18 protein-coding genes and 1 pseudogene are annotated in these 20,872 nt (G+C 62.5%); 15 read left to right on the plus strand and 4 right to left on the minus strand.

The annotated features are described in order from the left end of the window. Positions 1 to 133: 133 nt before the first annotated feature. The 4 genes from ACA051_RS13900 to ACA051_RS13915 are packed head-to-tail and all read left to right on the plus strand — an operon-like array spanning position 134 to position 2,992. The gene (locus ACA051_RS13900; RefSeq protein ID WP_497375270.1) at positions 134 to 916 is read left to right on the plus strand and encodes an ABC transporter permease; all 783 of its coding nucleotides are present in this window, start codon (positions 134 to 136) and stop codon (positions 914 to 916) included. Further along, positions 916 to 1,764: an ABC transporter ATP-binding protein gene (locus ACA051_RS13905; protein WP_497375272.1), complete on the plus strand. Its 849-nt coding sequence runs from the start codon at positions 916 to 918 to the stop codon at positions 1,762 to 1,764. Before ACA051_RS13900 ends, ACA051_RS13905 begins: the two co-directional genes overlap by 1 nt. Further along, complete coding sequence (locus ACA051_RS13910) at positions 1,761 to 2,723, plus strand: HEAT repeat domain-containing protein (protein WP_497375274.1); 963 nt, start codon at positions 1,761 to 1,763, stop codon at positions 2,721 to 2,723. Before ACA051_RS13905 ends, ACA051_RS13910 begins: the two co-directional genes overlap by 4 nt. After that, complete coding sequence (locus ACA051_RS13915) at positions 2,720 to 2,992, plus strand: DUF971 domain-containing protein (protein ID WP_497310318.1); 273 nt, start codon at positions 2,720 to 2,722, stop codon at positions 2,990 to 2,992. The genes ACA051_RS13910 and ACA051_RS13915 overlap by 4 nt, the downstream gene beginning before the upstream one ends. Before the next feature lie 100 nt (positions 2,993 to 3,092). Here the strand turns inward: ACA051_RS13915 and ACA051_RS13920 are convergent, their stop codons facing one another. Together ACA051_RS13920 and ACA051_RS13925 are read right to left on the minus strand one after the other, a co-directional pair. After that, complete coding sequence (locus ACA051_RS13920; protein WP_497310319.1) at positions 3,093 to 3,830, minus strand: TorF family putative porin; 738 nt, start codon at positions 3,828 to 3,830, stop codon at positions 3,093 to 3,095. A 108-nt stretch (positions 3,831 to 3,938) separates the two neighbouring features. After that, on the minus strand, positions 3,939 to 5,681 hold the full coding sequence (locus ACA051_RS13925; protein ID WP_497375276.1) for an amidohydrolase: 1,743 nt from the start codon (positions 5,679 to 5,681) through the stop codon (positions 3,939 to 3,941). 103 nt (positions 5,682 to 5,784) lie between these two features. On the opposite strand from ACA051_RS13925, the gene ACA051_RS13930 reads away from it, so the two are divergent. The 8 genes from ACA051_RS13930 (at position 5,785) to ACA051_RS13965 (ending at position 14,531) form a co-directional block, all read left to right on the plus strand. Further along, complete coding sequence (locus tag ACA051_RS13930; protein WP_497375278.1) at positions 5,785 to 6,702, plus strand: LysR family transcriptional regulator; 918 nt, start codon at positions 5,785 to 5,787, stop codon at positions 6,700 to 6,702. Between the two features lie 38 nt (positions 6,703 to 6,740). After that, positions 6,741 to 7,358 (plus strand): transcriptional repressor LexA, encoded by a 618-nt coding sequence (gene lexA / locus ACA051_RS13935; protein WP_497375280.1) that lies wholly within the window; start codon positions 6,741 to 6,743, stop codon positions 7,356 to 7,358. Next, positions 7,358 to 7,975 carry a translesion DNA synthesis-associated protein ImuA gene (gene imuA, locus ACA051_RS13940; protein WP_497375282.1) on the plus strand — a complete coding sequence of 206 codons (618 nt, stop codon included), beginning with the start codon at positions 7,358 to 7,360 and terminating at the stop codon, positions 7,973 to 7,975. The genes lexA and imuA overlap by 1 nt, the downstream gene beginning before the upstream one ends. A gap of 7 nt (positions 7,976 to 7,982) precedes the next feature. Further along, entirely contained in the window at positions 7,983 to 9,398 is a 1,416-nt protein-coding gene (locus ACA051_RS13945) for a Y-family DNA polymerase (RefSeq protein ID WP_497375284.1), read from the plus strand. After that, entirely contained in the window at positions 9,374 to 12,472 is a 3,099-nt protein-coding gene (locus ACA051_RS13950) for an error-prone DNA polymerase (RefSeq protein ID WP_497375286.1), read from the plus strand. Before ACA051_RS13945 ends, ACA051_RS13950 begins: the two co-directional genes overlap by 25 nt. A gap of 326 nt (positions 12,473 to 12,798) precedes the next feature. After that, positions 12,799 to 13,473, plus strand: a complete 675-nt coding sequence (locus ACA051_RS13955) for a CsgG/HfaB family protein (RefSeq protein WP_497310592.1) — start codon at positions 12,799 to 12,801, stop codon at positions 13,471 to 13,473. Positions 13,474 to 13,533: 60 nt separating this feature from the next. Further along, the gene (locus ACA051_RS13960) at positions 13,534 to 13,875 is read left to right on the plus strand and encodes a DUF4810 domain-containing protein (protein ID WP_370654478.1); all 342 of its coding nucleotides are present in this window, start codon (positions 13,534 to 13,536) and stop codon (positions 13,873 to 13,875) included. Next, positions 13,872 to 14,531: a DUF799 domain-containing protein gene (locus ACA051_RS13965; protein ID WP_497310326.1), complete on the plus strand. Its 660-nt coding sequence runs from the start codon at positions 13,872 to 13,874 to the stop codon at positions 14,529 to 14,531. Before ACA051_RS13960 ends, ACA051_RS13965 begins: the two co-directional genes overlap by 4 nt. Before the next feature lie 222 nt (positions 14,532 to 14,753). Here the strand turns inward: ACA051_RS13965 and ACA051_RS13970 are convergent. Then, a pseudogene (locus tag ACA051_RS13970) lies at positions 14,754 to 15,137 on the minus strand (flavin reductase family protein); the annotation flags it as partial. Positions 15,138 to 15,388: 251 nt separating this feature from the next. Between ACA051_RS13970 and ACA051_RS13975 the strand changes: the two are divergent. Continuing rightward, positions 15,389 to 17,500, plus strand: a complete 2,112-nt coding sequence (locus tag ACA051_RS13975; RefSeq protein WP_497310327.1) for a hybrid sensor histidine kinase/response regulator — start codon at positions 15,389 to 15,391, stop codon at positions 17,498 to 17,500. Positions 17,501 to 17,560: 60 nt separating this feature from the next. Continuing rightward, positions 17,561 to 20,191, plus strand: a complete 2,631-nt coding sequence (gene uvrA / locus ACA051_RS13980; protein WP_497375288.1) for an excinuclease ABC subunit UvrA — start codon at positions 17,561 to 17,563, stop codon at positions 20,189 to 20,191. Between the two features lie 97 nt (positions 20,192 to 20,288). Here the strand turns inward: uvrA and ACA051_RS13985 are convergent, their stop codons facing one another. Beyond that, positions 20,289 to 20,480 (minus strand): hypothetical protein, encoded by a 192-nt coding sequence (locus ACA051_RS13985; protein WP_497375666.1) that lies wholly within the window; start codon positions 20,478 to 20,480, stop codon positions 20,289 to 20,291. Positions 20,481 to 20,568: 88 nt separating this feature from the next. Between ACA051_RS13985 and ACA051_RS13990 the strand changes: the two genes are divergently transcribed. After that, on the plus strand, positions 20,569 to 20,841 hold the full coding sequence (locus ACA051_RS13990; RefSeq protein WP_497310329.1) for a hypothetical protein: 273 nt from the start codon (positions 20,569 to 20,571) through the stop codon (positions 20,839 to 20,841). Positions 20,842 to 20,872 lie beyond the last annotated feature (31 nt).

The following is a 20,872-nucleotide window of genomic DNA, read 5'->3' on the forward strand; positions in this document are numbered from 1 at the left end:
GACTGACCCACCGCCATCGCGAGCAGGCTCGCTCCCACAAGGGATCGAAGTTGAATGCAAATACCAGATTCACCGGAGATCGCCTGTGGGAGAGGGCTTGCTCCCACAGTGAACTCGGTTGAGAGGAAGATCTATGTCCCGATCCATAACACGCTGGATCCCAAGAGCCGCCTCACTGCTGCTCTGCCTCCTGTTCTGGCAGTTCGCCGCCAGCCACCACTGGAACCTCGGCCTGGTGACCTTCGCCAATGTCCCGACGCCACTGGCGGTGATCGAAGCCGCACTGGGCCTCGGCGATTCCGGCAAGCTTGCCCAACACTTGAGCAGCAGCCTGAGCCGGGTTTTCGCCGGTTACCTGGCAGCGTTGATCATCGGCATCGCTTTGGGCCTGGCCGTCGGCCGTTCGAAATGGGCCGAAGATTTATTGCTGCCACCCCTGGAAGTCCTGCGTCCGATCCCCGCAGTCGCCTGGATTCCCCTGGCCATCCTGATGTTCCCCTCCTCGGAACTGTCGATGGTCTTTATCACCTTCACCGGCGCGCTGTTCCCGATCCTGCTCAACACCGTGCACGGCGTCGAAGGCGTCGACCCACGCCTGATCGCCTCGGCGAAAAGCCTCGGGGCAGGGCGCCGGGCGATTCTGTTGGAAGTAATCCTGCCGGGCGCCGCGCCGAGCATCATCACCGGTCTCGCCATCGGCATGGGCACCTCGTGGTTCTGCCTGGTGACCGCAGAAATGATCTCCGGTCAATACGGCATCGGCTATTACACCTGGGAGTCCTACACCATCCAGAACTACGCCGACATCGTCGTCGGCATGTTGCTGATCGGCGTACTCGGGATGGTCAGCAGCCTGCTGATCAAACGTCTCGGCGGGCTGTTCACGCCGTGGCACCGGCCACGAGGAAAAGCCTGATGAGCGTGATGCAAACCCCTGAAGGGCGGATCGACATCCGCCAACTGTCCATCGTCCTCGGCGAAGGCCAGCAGGCCTTCGAGGCCGTGCAAGGCCTCGATTGCCAGATCGAACCGGGGCAATTCGTCTGCATCCTCGGGCCGTCCGGGTGCGGCAAATCGACCTTGCTCGGCGCATTGGCCGGGCATCTGCAGTCGTATACCGGAACATTGAAAGTCGACGGCGCGCAGGTTTCAGGTCCATCGCCCCAGCGCGGCATGGTCTTCCAACACCACACTCTGTTCCCTTGGCGCACCGTGCGCGACAACGTCGCCTTCGGCCTGAAAATGCGCGGTATCGACAAAACCGAGCGCCACCAGGCCGCCGATGAAATCCTCGCGCTGGTGGGGCTGGAAGGCTTCGCCGACCGTTGGCCCGACCAGCTCTCCGGCGGCATGCAACAACGAGTTGAGATCGCCCGGGTGCTGATCAATCGCCCGCGTCTGTTACTGATGGACGAACCCTTCGGTGCCCTCGATGCGCTGACCCGGCTGAACATGCAGGAACTGCTGCTGGACATCTGGACGCGGATTCGCACCACCGTGGTGTTCGTCACCCACGACATCGACGAAGCGCTGTTCCTCGCCGATCGCCTGCTGGTCATGAGCTCGCGCCCCGGTCGAATCATCGAAGACCTGCACCTCGACTTCCCCCGGCCACGCACCACCGAACTGGTGACGAGCCACGAGTTCTCACGCTTGAAACGCCATTGCCTCGAATTACTGCGTCACGAAGACGGTCGGCAGTTACCGCGCCTGAACCCTCTCGGACTTCCTCCTGAAAACAAACTGCCGCGATTTGCCCTATGACCTCTCTATTCGATGTAACCGACAACGATGACATTCTTGCCCTGCAACCGCGCCTTACCGATGAAGATCCAGGCGTGCGCAGAATTGCCTTGATCGAACTAGCCGACCTCGAAGAGCCGGACGGTTTGCTGTGGCTGGTCAATCGCCTGGCAGAAGACCCGACCGAAGAGGTCCGCGCTGAAGCCGCGCGATTGCTTGAAGCGTGGGAGGACAAGCCGGTGGTTGACGCGCTGTGCCAGGCCCTGACCGATACATCCTTGGCGGTGCAGGCCGCTGCCGCGCAAAGTCTCAGCCTGCTCAAGAGCGAGGCCGCGGGGAGGGTGATTCTGCCGTGGACCGGGCATGCCGACATCAGCGTGCGCATCGCCGCGTTCAGGGCCTTGCGCGAGTTGCGTTTTCCCGATGCCGCCGCGGCTGCTTCAGACGCCTTGAACGATGAGGACGCCGGTGTTCGTCGCGAAGCCGTCGGCGTCCTTGGCTGGCTCAAACAGCTCGATGCCTTGCCGGCCCTTGCGAAATTGGCCAGCGACGACCCGGATACCGAAGTCCGCCGCGCCGCCACCGGCGCCCTCGGTCTGGCCTCCGATGCACAAGTGTTGCCCGCGCTGCGCCAGGCCCTGCAAGACCAAGCCTGGCAAGTGCGCGAAGAAGCCGCGACGACCTTGGGCAAGGTCGGTCACGTTGACGCCGGTGCCGCCCTGGTCGACGCCTTGAGCGACGATTACTGGCAAGTCCGCCTGCGCGCCACCCGCAGCCTCGGCCGTTTACGTTACGTCCCGGCCCTCGACGCGCTGATCGAGACCCTCGGCCACCGCATCAGCAACCTGCGCAAGGAAGCCGCGCTGGCCCTCGGCGAACTGAACGATAAAGGCGCCATCGCACCCTTGCAGGCTGCTAAGGACGACGGTGACCCGGAAGTGCGCAAAGCCGTGCGCATCGCCTTGAGCCAGCTGCTATGAACCCGCTGGCGATTGGTAATTCCCAGAGTAAACAGCAACTGCGATTGAACTGGCCGGACGGGCGCGAGCAGTTGCTGGATCATGTTGAGTTGCGCCGGCAGTGCCCATGTTCGCAGTGCCGGGCGTTTCGGTTGCAGGGGCTGACGGTGAAAGTCGATAAGCGCATCCGAGTGATCGAACTCAACCAACAAGGTTACGGCCTGCAACTGATCTTCAGCGACGGCCATGAGCGCGGAATCTACCCATGGCCCTACCTCTCAGCCCTGTAGGAGCGAGGCTTGCCCGCGAAGGCGGTGTGCCAGACGACATCAACGTTGGCTGACACGACGCCTTCGCGGGCAAGCCTCGCTCCTACAGGATCTGTGGGGGTCAGAAGGATTTGCTGATGCTTGCGACCACCGTGGCGCTGCACACATCGTCGAAGCCCCAGTTGCTGGTGCACTGGCTCTTCGACAGGTCAGTGTCGATATAACTCAAGCCCAGCATCACACCGGCCAGTTCGTGGGACAGTTTGACTTCCCATTCGCGGTACGAGTCTTCGGCATGGCCCGACATCGAGTACAGGTGCGGGTCCTTGAAATCCATGTTGCCGTATCGCAGTTTCAGACCGGTGTCGTAAGGCAACTCGGTTTCATAGCCAACGTAGCTGTACAGCGAGCTCTGCTTGCTGTCGATGCCCGGTGCATCGGCGGAGTAATAGGCCGCCAGCTTCACGCCATAAGCACTGAGGATTGCGTAGGTCTCGCCCTGGTTAAACTGACTTTCCCTGGGGTAAGCGTATTTGAGATAGCCGAGGTCCAGGCTGACGGCATCGGTCGCCTGCCAGAGCCAACCGGCGTAGTAATCGACTTCCTGTCGGGTCTTCAAACCGCCGCCGAAATCGACGTTTGAACTCCATGCGCCGAGGTACAGGCCGCTGCTGTGCGCCAGGGTCAAACCGGCCTGCACCGCAGGATCGTTCTGGGTTTGCGAAATGCCCCGGGTGCGGTAGTCGCTGGCCAGGGTCAGGTCGACCAGCAGAGCGAAGTCGTCATTCAAGGGCAGCGCCTGGCTGCTCAAGGGAAGAAGGCTCAAGGAACCGAGGGCGAACAGGGTGAAAGCTTTCATGGGGTGCGTCCCGTTATTGTGATTGTTATGGGCAGATTTTTTACGGCAAGGCTGCGCCGAACCCCGGCGACAAACGCGGGGTGCGGGCAGTGGTTACAGATGATTTTCTTAGAGCGTCGGTGCGTAGACTTCGCGACCGGCGAACCAGGTTTGCAGCACCTGGGTGTCATGCAGGGCTTTGTTGTCGACGTTGAACACGTCGCGGTCCAGCACGATGAAATCGGCTTGCTTGCCGGGGCTCAACGAACCGATCTGCTTCTCCAGCCCAATGGTGCGCGCAGCGTTCAGGGTGTAGGCGTAGAACATCGTTTCGCGGTCAATGCGCTCATCGGCATTCAGCACGCCCAGCGGACCTTCCCGGGTGATGGCCTGGGCCATGGCGTTCCACGGATTCGGCGAAGACACCGCCCAGTCACTGGCGCCGGCGATGGTCGCACCTTGTTCAAGCAGCGAGTGCGCCGGGTATTGATAACGGAAGGCGAGCGCACTGACATACGGCTTGATCATGTCCAGGGTGTACTCGTCGGCACTGGCCCACAGCAGTTGCATCGAGGCGATGACGTTGAGCGGTTTGAACCGCGCAAACTCTTTTGGATTGACCATTTGCAAGTGGGTGATCGAGTGAGTTACGCCGCTCTGACGATCCTTGCGCGCCTGGGCGATGCCGTTCAGCGATTCACGCACCGCACGGTCGCCGATGGCGTGGATGTGCACCAGCCAGCCGCGCTGATCGATGGCGCTGACCAATTCGCCAAAGTGCTTCGGATCGATCAGCAGTTCACCCTGTTTGTGCGAGTTGCTGTACGGATCAATCATCGCCGCGCTCTGCGCCGGGTATTCGATCACGCCGTCGGCGAAGATCTTGACCCCGGGCAAGGTCAGGTTCGGGATGCCCTGGAACTGCTGGCGGACCTTGTCCAGGGTGTCGAGATCGGCCGGCACGCTTTTCGGATTGGCCACCAGCAACGCGGCGACGTGGGCGCTCATGCCGCCACTTTCGGCCAGCGCTTTGTACACCGGCAGGACGCCGACGGTGTTCTCCGTGGGTTTGAGCGCGAACACCGGCTCGCCGGGCGCGGCGTTGGCGGCGGGGTCCATCCACGCGGTGATGCCCTGGCTGTTGTTGTAGCGCACGGCGGATTGCGCGGCTTTCAACATGTCGGCGGGGCTCGGCACCGGCATCTTTGAGGCGACGCGATCCCAACCGGCGTCCACCAGGAAACCGTTGGGACTGCCATCGGCGAGTTTGCCGATGGTGTCTTTTTCCGCCTCCGGCAGTTTCTTCAGCAGCGCGGCATCAATGCCCGCGCGCTGCAGCATCACGTTGTTGGCCCACGCGGTGTGGTGATCGCTGCCGGTGAACACCACGGGCACCTTGGCCCACTCGCCACTGTTGAATTTCTTGCCGAAAGCTTCGGCTTGGGCCCAATAAGCCGAACTCATGCCGGCCACGCTCAACACATCACCATGTTTCGCTTTGCCGTCGTCACGCCAGGCTTTCAGGCGTTTTTCCAGTTCGTCGAGGTCGACCACCTCGTCTTCCATATTGGCCGAGGCCATTTCCAGACCGCCGAATATGGCGTGGGAATGACTGTCGATCAGGCCGGGCATCAGGGATTTACCGCCGAGGTCGACGACTTTGGTCCCCGACGCGATCAGGGCCTTGATCTGCGCATCGCTGCCGACTTGCAGCACTTTGCCGTCCTGCACCGCCAACGCCTGCACCTTCGGTTGGGCGCGGTCAGCGGTGAAAATCTTGCCATTGATCAGCACCAGATCGGCGGCTGCCATGGCTTCCATCGAGGCAAAACTGACGGCGGCCATCAATAGATTCGGGATGAATCTTTTCATTGAATGTTTCCTTTTTATTGCGTCTGATGGCCAGATTAGTGGCTTGTCATGGCTAGCAGAACGCCTCGCTCACGAAAAACGTTTTTGCCTGAATGGAAAAAATATGGACAAGTTGGGTGCATTGAAAATGTTCGTGGTCACGGCGCAACTCGGCAGTTTCAGCCGCGCCGCCGAGCAACTGGGCAAGACCCCGTCGGCCCTGACCAAAGCGGTCAATCACCTCGAAGCGGAGCTCGGCGCCCGGTTGTTCGAGCGCAGCACCCGGCGGATTTTGCTGACCGAATCGGGTCGTCTTTATCTGGAAACCGCGCGTCAGGTGTTGCAGCGGCTGGAGGAGGCCGGCGAGGAAATCGAGCAGTTGCAGCATGGCCTGCGCGGCAACCTGAAGATCACCGCGCCGCTGGCGTATGGGCAGGCTTTTCTCGATCAGGTGTGCGGTGGTTTCCTGGAGCAATACCCGCAGATCAACCTGCAAGTGGACCTGTGCGATGAGTTCGTCAACCTGCTGGAAAGCGGCTACGACCTGGCATTGCGCGAGGGTCATGACGATTTGCCGGGGTTGATTGCTCGCGTCGTCGGCAGCAATCGGCTGGCGTTGTGCGCCAGCCCTGATTATCTGGCGCGCAAGGGGTTGCCGGTCACGCCGGACACCCTCGATGACCACGAATGGCTGCTCTACCGTCATCCGTTGCTCAGCCGCGAATTCTGGTGGGCCGAGCGCGACGGGCAAAGATTGAGCCTGCCGCAACCGCAGTCGCCGCGATTGCGCAGCGACAACTACGACCTGCTGCTGGCCAACGCACTGGCCGGACGCGGCGTGCTGCACACGCCGCTGTGGAGTGCCGCGCCGTACATCGCCGATGGCCGGCTGGTGCGGGTGATGGCCGATTACGCCATTGATCCCGACAGCTTCGGTTCGTACATCCTGGCGGTGTACCCCAGTCATCGGCGGGCAACCGCCAAAGTGCTGGCTTTCATCGATTACATCGCAGGGTTTCTGGCGTCGCGTGGCTTGAGCTGACTGGCGGTCCTTGCCAGGAAAATGCCGAAAGAGTACAAATGTACTCCATGACGACTTTAACGCCCCGACGTACTGCCATCCTGACCTTCATTCGCGATCGAATCGCGGAGCACGGTCAGCCCCCGAGCCTCGCTGAAATCAGCGAGGCATTTGGTTTCGCCTCCCGCAGCGTGGCGCGCAAGCATGTGCTGGCGCTGACCGAGGCCGGTTTTATCGAGGTCAACCCCAACCAGGCCCGGGGCATCCGTTTGCTCGGGCAACCGGCGCGGCCCGAGTTGCTGGACATCCCGGTACTCGGGCGGGTCGCGGCGGGGGCGCCCATCGGCGCTGATGCCGAAGTGCACAGCCGCTTGCTGCTCGACCCGTCGATCTTTTCGCGGGTGCCGGACTACATGCTGCGGGTCCAGGGTGATTCGATGATCGAGGACGGCATTCTCGACGGCGACCTGGTGGGCGTGCACCGCAATCCCGAAGCGCTAAACGGCCAGATCGTGGTGGCGCGGCTCGATGGCGAAGTCACCATCAAGCGTTTCGAACGGGTCGGCGACGTTGTCCGGTTGTTGCCACGCAACCCGGCCTATCAGCCGATCATCGTCGAGGCCAATCAGGACCTGGCCATCGAAGGGGTGTTCTGCGGTCTGGTGAGGCAAGGGTGATGGGCGCCGTCGTTGCGTTAGACACGCTGTTCAATGGCGGCCAGGTCTGGAAGGGCCGGCCTGCGCCACCGGCTGTCAGCCCGCAACCCACCGGGCATGCCGCGCTGGACGCGGCGTTGCCTACCGGCGGCTGGCCGGAAGCGGCATTGACTGAAATCCTCCTGGCCGGGCAGGGCGTTGGCGAGTTGCAGCTGGTGTGGCCGGCCCTGGCGCGGCTGTCGGCGGCGGGCGAACGCATTGTGCTGGTGGCGCCGCCTTACGTGCCGTATCCCCAGGCCTGGCAGAACGCCGGGGTCGATCTGCGCCAGTTGTCGATCATCCAGGCCAGCGAGCGCGATGCGCTGTGGGCGGCGGAACAATGCCTGCGTTCGGGCAGTTGCGGCGCGGTGCTGTGCTGGCCGCGCAAGGCCGATGACCGGGCGCTGCGGCGCTTGCAGGTGGCGGCCGAAACCGGCTCGACCCTGGCGTTCGCCTATCGCTCGATCAACGAAGCCATCAACCCTTCGCCAGCCGCACTGCGCATCGCCATCGATGCCAGGCCCGCGCAGTTGCGCGTGCTCAAGTGTCGGGGCGGGCTGGCGCGGTCGGCACCGATTGCCTTCCCTGTGGGGCATTGAGGTTGCCATGCGTTGGGTGTGCATTCTCTTCCCGCAATTGGCGCTGGACGCGGTACTGCGGCAGCGCCCCGATCCCGATGAGCCGTTGGCGCTGCTGACCGGCCCGGCACAGCGTCGGGTGTTGCAAGCGGTCAACGCTTCGGCGCGGGCGCTGGGCTTGCGCCCGGGGCAGTCGATGACCGCCGCGCAAGCCTTGAGCAAAGGCTTTGTCACGGCCGAATATGACGTCGCTGAGATCGAGCACTGGCAACAGTTCCTGGCGGCGTGGGCCTATCGATTCAGCTCTCAGGTCAGCGTGCATTACCCGCGTGCCGTGGTGTTTGAAATCGAATCCAGCCTGGGGTTGTTCGGGCCGTGGCCGCAGTTCGAGGCGCGGTTGCGCGCTGAACTCGGCGAACTGGGCTTTCGGCATCGGATCGTCGCCGCGCCCAACCCGGTGGCTGCGCGGGTGTTGGCCAATATGTATGACGGCCTGGTGGTGCCGGACGATCAAGCCTTGCGCTATCACCTGGGGCAATTGCCGGTTGACCGCATTGCCTTGGAGCCGGCGGTGGCCACGGCGTTGTCGCGCATGGGGTTGCGCACCTTGAGCCAGGTTCAGGCGTTGCCGCGCAACAGCCTGGCGCGACGTTTCGAGGCGCAAGTGCTCAAGCACCTGGATGCGCTGTTCGGCGAGCGGCGGCTGGCGCTGGCGTTCTACCTGCCGCCGGACCGGTTTGATGTGCGCATCGAGCTCAACTTCGATGTGCAATCCCATCAGGCGCTGCTGTTTCCATTGCGTCGGCTGACCGGCGATCTGTCGGCCTTCCTCTGCGGTCGGGACAGTGGCGTGCAGCGTTTCGACCTGCACCTTGAACACGCCGGCTTGCCGGACACGGTGATCAAGGTCGGCTTGCTCAGCGCCGAGCGCGATCCGGCGATGCTCTTCGAACTGGCCCGGGGACTGCTGGAACAGGTGCAGGTCGAGGCCCCGGTGCGCGGTTTCCGGCTGCGCGCCGAAGACCTGCCCAGCTTTGTCCCACAGCGTCAGGAACTGTTCGACGACCGTCCGCAGCAATCCTTGCCCTGGGAGCAACTGCGCGAACGCTTGCGTGCACGGCTTGGGGATGACGCGGTGCACGGCTTGCGTTTCCAGGCCGATCACCGGCCAGAGTGCGCGTGGCAGGCACGGGACGACAGCCAACTCTGCGCGGCGTTGGCGGGCGTGCAGCGTCCGGGCTGGTTGCTGACGGAACCGCAGGCTGTACACGAAGGCTCGACACGGATCCTCATGGGGCCGGAGCGCATCGAGTCCGGCTGGTGGGACGGCGACGACGTGCGCCGCGATTACTACCTGATCGAAACCCGTTCCGGCCAGCAGGGCTGGGCCTACCGTGCGGTGGGTGAGGGCGGCCCGCTGTGGCTGCAAGGCTGGTTCGCATGAGCGTCGAGTATGCGGAGCTGCACTGCCTGTCGAACTTCAGTTTCCAGCGCGGTGCCTCCAGTGCCCTGGAACTGTTTCAGCGGGCGAAAAAGCACGGCTATCAAGCACTGGCGATCACCGATGAATGCACCCTGGCCGGTATCGTCCGCGCCTGGCAAGCGGCCAAATCCGTGGAGCTGCCGCTGATCATTGGTAGCGAAATGCGCATCGAGAACGGCCCGAAACTGGTGTTGCTGGTGGAAAACCTTGAGGGTTACCAGACCCTGTGCCGGCTGATTACCCGAGCACGGCGCCGCACGCAGAAAGGCCAGTATCAAGTGTTGCGTGAGGACTTCAGTGAGCCGATGCCGGGGTTGCTGGCGTTGTGGGTGCCGGACGCGGTCGATGATTTTGCCAGCGGTCACTGGCTCAAACAGACATTCACCGATGGCCTGTGGCTGGCCGTGCAGTTGCATCGCGGTCAGGACGACACCCGGCGACTGGACGCGCTGCTGACTCTGGCGCGGGAACTGCGGATTCCAGCGGTGGCCAGCGGCGATGTGCACATGCACACCCGTGGACGGCGCGCCTTGCAGGACACCATGACCGCGATCCGTCATCACTTGCCGGTGGCCGAGGCCGGGTTGCGGCTGCATCCGAACGGCGAGCGGCATGTGCGCAGCCTCGATGCCCTGCAATCGATCTACCCGCAAGCGTTGCTCGATGAAACGCTGACCATTGCCCGGCGTTGCACCTTCGACCTCGGCCAGTTGCGTTACCAGTATCCCCGCGAGCTGGTGCCAGAAGGTCAGACGGCCACGTCCTGGCTGCGGCATCTGACCGATGAAGGGATCGCGTGGCGCTGGCCAGACGGTCCGCAAGCCAAAGTGCTGGCGCAGATCGACAAGGAGCTGGAGCTGATCGCCGAGCTGGGCTATGAAAGCTACTTCCTCACGGTGCACGACATTGTGCGGTTCGCCCGTGGGCAGGAAATCCTCTGTCAGGGCCGGGGTTCTGCCGCGAACTCGGCGGTGTGTTTTGCCTTGGGCATCACGGAAATCGACCCGGATCGCACCACGCTGTTGTTCGAACGCTTTCTCTCCAAAGAGCGCAATGAACCACCGGACATCGACGTCGATTTCGAACACGAACGCCGCGAGGAGGTCTTGCAGTACGTGTTCCAGCGTTATGGTCGGACCCGCGCCGCGCTCACGGCGGTGGTGAGCACTTATCACGCGGCCGGCGCGGTGCGCGATGTGGCCAAGGCCCTGGGTTTGCCACCGGATCAGATCAACGCCCTGGCCGATTGCTGTGGCCACTGGAGCGATGCAACACCGCCCGTGGAGCGCCTGCTTGAAGGCGGCTTTGACCCCGAAAGCCCGGTGCTGCGCCGGGTGCTGAGCTTGACCGGGCAACTGATTGGCTTCCCTCGCCACCTGTCCCAGCACCCCGGCGGCTTCGTGATTTCCGAGCAGCCGCTGGACAGCTTGGTGCCGGTGGAAAACGCCGCCATGGCCGAGCGCACCATCATCCAGTGGGACAAGGACGATCTCGATGCGGTCGGATTGCTCAAGGTGGATATTCTGGCCTTGGGCATGCTCAGCGCGATTCGCCGCTGTTTTGATCTGCTGCGCCGTCATCGCCATCTGGACTTGAGCCTGGCGACGATCCCGGCCGAAGACTCGCCAACCTACGACATGATCGGCCGCGCCGACACCATCGGCGTGTTCCAGATCGAATCCCGGGCACAGATGTCGATGCTGCCGAGGCTCAAGCCCCGGACCTTTTATGACCTGGTGATCGAGGTGGCGATCGTCCGTCCTGGGCCGATCCAGGGCGGGATGGTGCATCCGTACCTGCGACGGCGAAACAAGGAGGAACCCGAGGTTTATCCGTCCCCGGCACTGGAAGTCGTGCTCAAGCGCACCCTGGGCGTGCCGCTGTTCCAGGAACAGGTGATGCAGATTGCGATTGTCGCCGCCGACTACAGCCCCGGCGAGGCTGATCAGTTACGTCGCTCCATGGCCGCCTGGAAACGCCACGGCGGACTGGAACCGCACAAGGACCGGTTGGCCGCCGGGATGAAGAAAAACGGCTACACGGCCGAGTTCGCCGCGCAGATCTTCGAACAGATCAAAGGCTTCGGCAGTTATGGTTTTCCCGAGTCCCACGCCGCCAGTTTCGCCTTGCTGACCTACGCCAGTTGCTGGTTGAAATGCCACGAGCCGGCGGCCTTCGCCTGTGCGCTGATCAACAGCTGGCCCATGGGTTTCTACAGCCCGGACCAGATTCTGCAGGACGCGCGCCGGCATCATTTGCAGATTCGCCCGGTGGACGTGCGCGCCAGCGACTGGGATTGCAGCCTCGAACCGATCACCGGCGCGCAGCCGGCGATTCGCATGGGGCTGCGGATGATCAAGGGCTTTCGCGAGGACGATGCCCGGCGCATCGAGGCGGCGAGGGCGAGGGGGGTATTTGTCGACATCGCCGACCTGGGCGAACGTGCGCGGCTCGATGCTCGCGCCCAGGAGCAACTGGCCGATGCCGGCGCGCTGCGTGGCCTGGCCGGTGACCGGCATCGTGCGCGCTGGGAAGTGGCGGGGGTGCAGAAACAACTCGGTTTGTTTGCCGGCCTGCCGAGTCAGGAAGAACCTGCGATCTATCTGCCCAAACCGACGGTGGGCGAGGACTTGCTGGCCGACTACAACAGTGTCGGCACCACCCTCGGTCCGCATCCGCTGGCGTTGCTGCGCGCGGAGTTGAAAGCCCGACGTTGCCGCAGCTCGAAAGAACTGATGGAGGTCGAACACGGGCGACCGGTCAGCGTCGCCGGGCTGGTCACCGGCCGGCAACGGCCAGGCACGGCCAGTGGCGTGACCTTCGTCACCCTGGAAGACGAGTTCGGCAACATCAACGTCATCGTCTGGCGCGACCTCGCCGACCGGCAGCGAAAGGTCCTTGTCGGCTCGCAATTGCTCAAGGTCGATGGCCGCTGGGAAAAGGAAGGCGAGGTGCGGCACCTGATTGCCGGACGGTTGAGCGACCTGAGCCCCTTGCTGGACGGCATCAGCGTGCGTAGCCGGGATTTCCGCTGATCTTTGCCTATACAACACCCTCTGTAGCAGCTGTCGAGTGAAACGAGGCTGCGATTTTTTGATCTTGTTTTTAAAAAGCAAAGTCAAAGATCGCAGCCTCGTTTCACTCGACAGCTGCTACAGGGACGTGTGTTGCCAAATCACTGACGCCAATAAAAATTAAACACTGTTCTCAGTGATGGCACTTTGGCATAATGCCGGCCGCCGACGTCCCGCACGTCGATTATCGATTTGATTCCCCCTCGCTTTTTCGCCGCTGCAACCCGCAGCGGTTGGCTATGGCCGTGCCGGGATAACCGTTTTTTCAGAAGGAATGCACAGTGAGAATGATCTCTCGGATGTTGGTATCGGCGGCAGCGATTGCCCTTTTCGGCGCGATGGCCGGGTGTGCGACCGAAAGCTCGCGCGCCTTGCCGGTCGCAAAAGTAGAAAGCGCCAGCGTGGCGTATGCCGGTGTTCGTGTACCCATGGCGGTCGGCAAGTTCGACAACCGTTCGAGCTACATGCGCGGGATCTTCTCCGACGGCGTGGATCGCCTCGGCGGTCAGGCCAAGACCATCCTGATCACTCACTTGCAGCAAACCAACCGCTTCAGCGTGCTGGACCGCGACAACATGGGCGAGATCCAGCAGGAAGCCGCGATCAAGGGCCAGTCTCAGCGCCTCAAGGGTGCCGACTTTGTGGTCACCGGTGATGTCACCGAGTTCGGCCGCAAAGAAACCGGCGACCACCAGCTGTTCGGCATTCTCGGTCGCGCCAAGACCCAGGTGGCCTACGCCAAGGTCAACCTGAACATCGTCAACATCAGCACTTCCGAAGTGGTTTATTCGACCCAGGGCGCGGGCGAGTACGCCTTGTCCAACCGTGAAGTCATCGGCTTCGGTGGCACCGCTGCCTACGATTCGACCCTCAACGGCAAAGTGCTCGACCTGGCCATGCGCGAGGCGATCAATCGCCTGGTGGACGGGATGAACGCCGGGGCATGGAAACCGGGTAACTGATCAAGGTTGATGACAAGGAGCGGTACAAGCATGTTCAAGACGTATGTGTCGTGGGCGCTGATGGCGTCGACATTGCTGGTCAGCGGCCTGTTGGCCGGTTGCGCCGGCCCGAAAACCCTTTACCAGTGGGAAAGCTACCAGCCGGAAGTCTACGAGTACTTCAAGGGTGAAGAACCCAAGGAAGCTCAGGCCGAAGCGCTGGAGCGCGACCTGCAGAAGATCAAGTCCACCGGCAAGACGCCACCGCCTGGCTACCACGCTCACCTGGGTCTGTTGTACCTGAGCATGGGTAAGGACGATCAAATGGTGCAGCAGTTCAGGACCGAGAAAACTCTGTTTCCCGAGTCGACGCCGTACATGGATTTTCTGCTTAAAAACGCCAAGACCGGAGACACCCAATGATCGCGCGCTCATTGAAACTGTTGGCCGGGTTGCTGGCGCTGGCTGTGCTCGGTGGCTGCGTCAGCCCCAAGACCGTGGACTATTCGGCGTACAAGCAAGCCCGTCCGAAAACCATTCTGGTGCTACCGCCGCTGAACAACTCGCCGGACGTCAAGGCGTCCTACAGCATGTTGTCGCAGGTTACGTACCCGTTGGCGGAAGCCGGTTACTACGTGTTGCCGATCACCCTGGTCGATGAGACATTCCGCCAGAATGGCCTGACCACACCGGCGGACATTCACCAGGCACCGGCCAACAAGCTGCAGGAAATCTTCGGTGCCGATGCGGCGTTGTACATCACCGTGACGGACTACGGCACGCGCTACATGATCATCAGCAGCGAAACCGTGGTGACCGCCACCGCGAAGCTGGTGGACCTCAAGAGCGGCACCACCCTCTGGACCGGCTCGGCCCGGGCTTCGAGCGAAGAGGGCGGCAACAACGGTGGCGGTGGTTTGGTTGGCATGCTGATTACGGCAGCGGTCAAGCAAGTGATCAACAGCGCCACCGACGCCGGTCACCCGATTGCCGGTGTGGCCAGTGCGCGACTGCTGTCGGCCGGGCAACCGGCGGGGTTGCTGTACGGACCGCGTTCGCCGAAATACGGTACTGACTGAACCTAGTGAGATCGTTCCCACGCAGAGCGTAGGAACGATCAGCTAAGGAAGCTCCTGTAGTGAAGTGCCTCCTGTGGCGAGGGAGCTTGCTCCCGCTCGGCTGCGCAGCAGTCGTCAAACTGAAGACGCGATCTATTTGAAGAAACGCGCTGACAGGTTTTTTGGCTGCTACGCAGCCCAGCGGGAGCAAGCTCCCTCGCCACAGTATTAGGTGATTTTAGTTTATTTGGTGGCAGGCCAAAACCGCTCCCCGCCTCCAGGCGCATCCGTCCATGCCTGCAATGACCGCGTCGGCAAATCGAAATAATCCCGGGTCCGCGCATAACCATGCCCACCCATGCGCCCGATCGCATCCAGCCCTAGCTGATCGATGTACAAGGTTTTCGGGTCGATCAATTCGTCCCGCACGTGCGCCATCAACACTTCCCCGAAGATAATCTCCCGCGACTGCCCGATGGACAGCGCCATCATCCGCCGACACTCCAACGCCACCGCCACCGGCGCCTCACCGATGCGCGGGCATTTGACCCTGGTGCCGGTAATCGCTGTCAGCCCCGCCGCCGTCAACTCGTCGAAGCCGGGAGCAAATGGCACCGCGTGCACCGATTTTCACGACTGCTTCGCAGCCGAACGGGACGATGCGGCGTTCCGACAAGCCCCCTCACCACAGAGGTCCCCGCAGGCTCAGCTGCTACAGGGTTCTTTGTCAGGCAAGTCCACAACAAATCCGAAGATCAAGAATCGGCTAACCTCATATGAAACCATTGGCGTCGGCGATGCTCGAAACAAACGGGCCCGCGCCGTCCTCGCACAGCGATTCCGCATGTCAGCCACTCACAGGGACACAGAGCCAGTCGATGCAGTTTCTATCTGATAGCCACGGGTGTGCCGGCTGGAACGGTGAAATGGCCGGGCGCATCCGCGCGTTCGACTGGAGCCAGACCGAGCTTGGAAACATCGACACCTGGCCCGCCAGTCTGTGCAGCTCGGTGCGGCTGATGCTCGCGTCGCCACTGCCGATGGTGATGCTCTGGGGGCGCGAGGGCTACATGATCTATAACGATGCCTACTCGACGTTTGCCGGTGGCCGCCATCCGTATCTGCTGGGCTCCCCGGTCGAGCTGGGTTGGCCGGAAGTGGCCGAGTTCAATCGACATGTGGTCGATACCTGCCTGGCAGGCGGCACTTTGTCCTATCGCAATAAACAGCTGGAATTGCTGCGCGACGGGGTCCCTGAAGACGTCTGGCTGGACCTCTATTACAGCCCTGTCGCCGATGATGAAGGGTTCCCCGCCGGGGTCATGGCGATGGTCGTCGACACCACTGAACATGTGATTTCCGAACGCCGGCGCCAGGAAGCCGAAGACGCTTATCGCGCCGACAATGAACGGGTGCGCCTGGCGCTCAATGCCGGGGCTTTGCTTGGCTCGTTCGTCTGGGACATCAAGGGCAATGTGTTGTCCGGCGACGAGCGTTTCGCCCGGACTTTTTCCTACCCTGCCGAGCAGAACCTCGCCGACCTGCCCACCGACATTGCTGAAGCGCAGATTCACCCCGACGACCGCAGTTGGGTCCAGGAGCAGGTCAATCAGTCAGTGGCAACCGGCGAGGCCTTTAATGCCGAGTACCGGGTCTTGCGCCCTGACGGCAGCTATTTGTGGGTGCAGGCCAGTGGGTGCTGCGAGTTCAACGAGCAGGGCGAACCCTTCCGCTTTCCTGGCGTGTTGATCGATATTCACGAACGCAAGATGGCCGAAGAATCCTTGCTCAAATTCACCCGCAACCTGGAGCAACGCGTGGCCGACGAAGTCGATGCGCGGCTGGCAGCTGAAGAGCAACTGCGGCAATCGCAGAAGCTCGAAGCCATCGGCGGTCTCACCGGCGGCGTGGCCCACGACTTCAATAACTTGCTGCAGGTGATCGCCGGTAACCTGCACTTGCTGGCGCGGAGTGAGCCGGACAACGCGAACGTGCAGCGCCGGGTCAGTGCGTCGATTGCGGCCGTCGAGCGCGGCGCCAAACTGTCTTCGCAATTGCTCGCGTTTGCCCGCCGTCAACCGTTGTCGCCGGCGGTGTGCGACCCACAACAGATATTCGAAGGGCTGGGTGAGCTGTTGCAACGGGCGCTGGGGGAAACCATCCAGATCGATGTGCAGGTGCCGCAAGAACCTTGGTACATCAACGTCGATCGCAACCAGTTGGAAAACGCCATTCTCAACCTGGCGATCAATGCCCGTGACGCCATGCAGGGCGAAGGGACCATTGAGCTGAATGCCGGCAATGTGGCGCTCGATCGTAAATTCTGCGCCGGCAAGGGCATCGCAGCGGGCGATTATGTGCGTGTCGCGGTGGCCGATACCGGCGCCGGAATGTCGCCCGAAGTGCTCGGGCAGGCGTTCGAGCCGTTTTTCACCACCAAGGCCGACGGTCAGGGCACGGGATTGGGACTGAGCATGGTGTTCGGTTTCGTCAAACAGAGCGGCGGGCACATCGAGATTTCCAGCGTCGTCGGGCAGGGCACTCGGGTACAGCTTTACTTTCCGCGCAGCATGCGTGCGTTGCCCAGTGAAACAACGCTGCGGGATTCACCGCAACGGGGCGGGCACGAAACCATTCTGGTGGTCGAGGACAACGAAGCGGTGCGCAGCTCGGCGGTGGAGTTGCTGAGCGAGGAGGGCTATCAGGTCCTGACCGCGGCCAACGGCGACCAGGCGATGCAGATGTTGCTGGATGGCGTGGCGGTGAACCTGATCTTCACCGATGTGGTCATGCCCGGACTGATCAAAAGCTCGGACCTGGCAGCCTGGGCCAAGGTGCAAAATCCCCCGGTGGCGGTGCTGTTTACCTCCGGCCACACCCGGGACATCATTTCGCGCAATCACCAGCTCAGCCCCGATACCCATCTGCTGAGCAAACCTTACGGGCCCGAAGCACTGACACACATGATCCACACGGTCCTGAGCGGCTGACCACAGGGCCTGCTCCCACAGGGGAGTTGTTTATTTCAGTTATTTATTCAAGGGCTCACGATGTCTTCAACGCGCACCTCCAATCCTCCTTCCGGCATGGTCAGGGTACGCGGTGCCCGGGAACACAACCTCAAGAACATTGACGTCGACATTCCACGAGATGCCCTGGTGGTGTTCACCGGCGTCTCGGGTTCGGGCAAGTCGTCGCTGGCGTTTTCCACGCTGTACGCCGAGGCGCAGCGCCGCTATTTCGAATCCGTGGCGCCCTACGCGCGGCGGCTGATCGATCAGGTCGGTGTGCCGGATGTGGATTCCATCGAAGGCCTGCCACCGGCCGTGGCCCTGCAACAACAGCGCGGCACGCCGAGTACGCGGTCTTCGGTGGGCAGCGTGACGACGCTGTCGAGCCTGATCCGCATGCTGTACTCCCGGGCCGGCAGCTATCCGCCGGGGCAGCCGATGCTGTACGCCGAGGACTTCTCGCCCAACACGCCTCAGGGCGCCTGCCCCGAATGCCACGGCCTGGGCCGGGTGTATGAAGTCACTGAAGCCTTGATGGTCCCTGACCCGAGCCTGACCATCCGCCAACGGGCGGTGGCGTCCTGGCCCACGGCGTGGCAAGGGCAGAACCTGCGCGACATTCTGGTGACGATGGGCTACGACGTCGACAAACCCTGGCGCGAGCTGCCGAAAAAGCAGCGTGACTGGATCCTCTTCACCGAGGAAACACCGACTGTGCCGGTGTATGCCGGGCTCACCCCGGAAGAAACCAAAGTGGCGCTCAAACGCAAAATGGAGCCCAGCTACCAGGGCACCTTCACCGGCGCCCGACGCTACATCCTGCACACGTTCAGCCACTCGCAAAGTGCGCTGATGAAGAAGCGCGTCGCACAATTCATGCTCGGCAGCCCGTGCCCGTTGTGCGACGGCAAACGGCTCAAGCGCGAGGCGTTGTCGGTGACCTTTGCCGGCTACGACATCGGCGAGCTGTCGCAGATGCCGTTACTGCAAGTGGCCGAGGTGCTGAAACCGGTGGCGGCCCACAGCTACCTTGAACAGGCCGATGAGGCGGGCGAGGTGTTGACTCACCGCCAGACCCGCGAGGCCCGCGAACAGCGCGTGGCCCACGGCGCCAGCGGCCATGTCAGCGCGCCGGACGTGCGGCATACGCCTAACCTCTCGGTGGAGAAACGCCTGGCCGCGCAACGGATCGCTCAGGATTTGCTGGAGCGGGTCAGCACCCTGACCGATCTGGGTCTTGGTTATCTGGCCCTGGACCGCAGCACGCCGACGCTGTCGTCCGGCGAGTTGCAGCGGCTGCGCCTGGCCACTCAATTGGGTTCGCAGTTGTTCGGCGTGATCTACGTGCTGGATGAACCGTCGGCCGGCCTGCATCCGGCCGATGGTGAAGCGCTGTTCGAAGCGCTGCAACGCTTGAAGGCTGCCGGCAACACCCTGTTTGTGGTTGAGCACGACCTGGAAACCATGCGCCGTGCTGACTGGCTGATCGATGTCGGCCCGGCGGCGGGCGAGCACGGCGGTCGGATCCTCTACAGCGGTCCGCCCCAAGGACTGGCCGAGGTCAAGGATTCCCAGACCCGTGCCTACCTCTTCGCCGAGCAGGTCACTGAAGCCAGAACCGGTCGCAAGCCGAGCGATTGGCTGCGCCTGGAAGGCATCACGCGCAATAACCTGAACGACCTCAGCGTCGAGTTTCCCTTGGGGTGTTTTACCTCGGTGACCGGCGTCTCCGGTTCCGGCAAATCAAGCCTGGTCAGTCAGGCCTTGCTGGAATTGGTCGGTGCGCATCTTGGGCGCGGAACCAGTGCCAGCGAGCCCGAAGAGTTGAGCCTTGAGGACGATGCGCCGCAAGTCAGCGGCGGTCAGGTCACGGCCGGGCTGGAATCGATCAAGCGCCTGGTGCAGGTCGATCAGAAACCCATCGGCCGCACGCCGCGTTCGAACCTGGCGACCTACACCGGGCTGTTCGACAACGTGCGCAAACTGTACGCCGCCACCCCCCAGGCGCAGGCCGAGGGCTACGACGCCGGGCAGTTCTCCTTCAACGTCGCCAAGGGCCGTTGCCCGACCTGCGAAGGTGAAGGGTTTGTCAGCGTTGAGTTGCTGTTCATGCCCAGTGTCTATGCACCGTGCCCGACCTGCCACGGCGCTCGCTACAACCCCGAGACGCTGGCGATCATCTGGCAAGGTTTGAACATTGCGCAAGTGTTGCAATTGACGGTGGACGAAGCGGTCGAGGTGTTCGCCGAGCAACCGGGCATTCGCCGTTCTCTGGAAGTGCTGCGCGATATTGGCCTAGGTTATCTGCGCCTTGGTCAGCCAGCCACGGAGCTCTCGGGTGGCGAAGCCCAGCGCATCAAATTGGCGACCGAGCTGCAACGCAACCAGCGTGGGGCGACGTTGTATGTGCTCGACGAACCCACCACCGGTTTGCATCCACGGGACGTTGACCGGCTGCTCGAGCAGCTGAATACGCTAGTCGTGGCGGGGCACACGGTGATTGTGGTGGAGCATGAAATGCGCGTGGTTGCGCAGAGTGACTGGGTGATTGATATCGGGCCGGGGGCGGGGGATCAGGGCGGGAAGATTGTCGTTGCCGGCACGCCGCAGAAAGTGGCCAGGAGCAAGAAGAGCAGGACGGCCCCGTTCCTCGCCCGGACCCTTAACTAGTAGGAGCGAGGCTTGCCCGCGAATTGGGCGCCGCGGTCAATCAGACATAACCGGTTATCGTTCTTCGCGGGCAAGCCTCGCTCCTACAGGATCGGTGTCAGGCGCAATCGATCGTGCGCCGGACCTTGTCCAGCAGCTCATTGATCTGAAACGGCTTGATCAGCATCTCCATGCCATCACCGAGAAACACCTGACGGTTGATCGCGTTCTCCGCGTAGCCGGTCATGAACAGGATCGGCAAGCCTTCGCGCGAGCCCGGCACTGCCGTCGACGGCGATAGGCCACCCATTGGATTGAACCCCTGTCCCGGGATGGCTTCGAACCTTCAAGGCCCCGGCTGTTTGAATCGCGGGCTGGCCGTCATGAGCGAGGTGCGTATGAAAGACCAATCGACACAACAGCAGAATCAATCGGGGGCGCCGGTCGACCGCAACGACCCGGCGATCGACCCGCAGACGCCGGGTGAGGGCGCGCCAGCGGAGCAGCTTCAGAGCCAATCCACCGGCTCGCCAAGCGCCGATGCGGCGGTGGATCAGAAGAATCAACACACCGACAATGACAATGAGTTCAGCCCCGGTTTCAAACCGAATCCGGACCGGCCAAAACCCGGCGATGACACGGATGCCGACATCGATACCGATGGCGGCTAGTTCAGCCAGCATGCAAAAAGGCCGCATCAAT

This window comes from Pseudomonas sp. LBUM1669, from assembly GCF_059695705.1.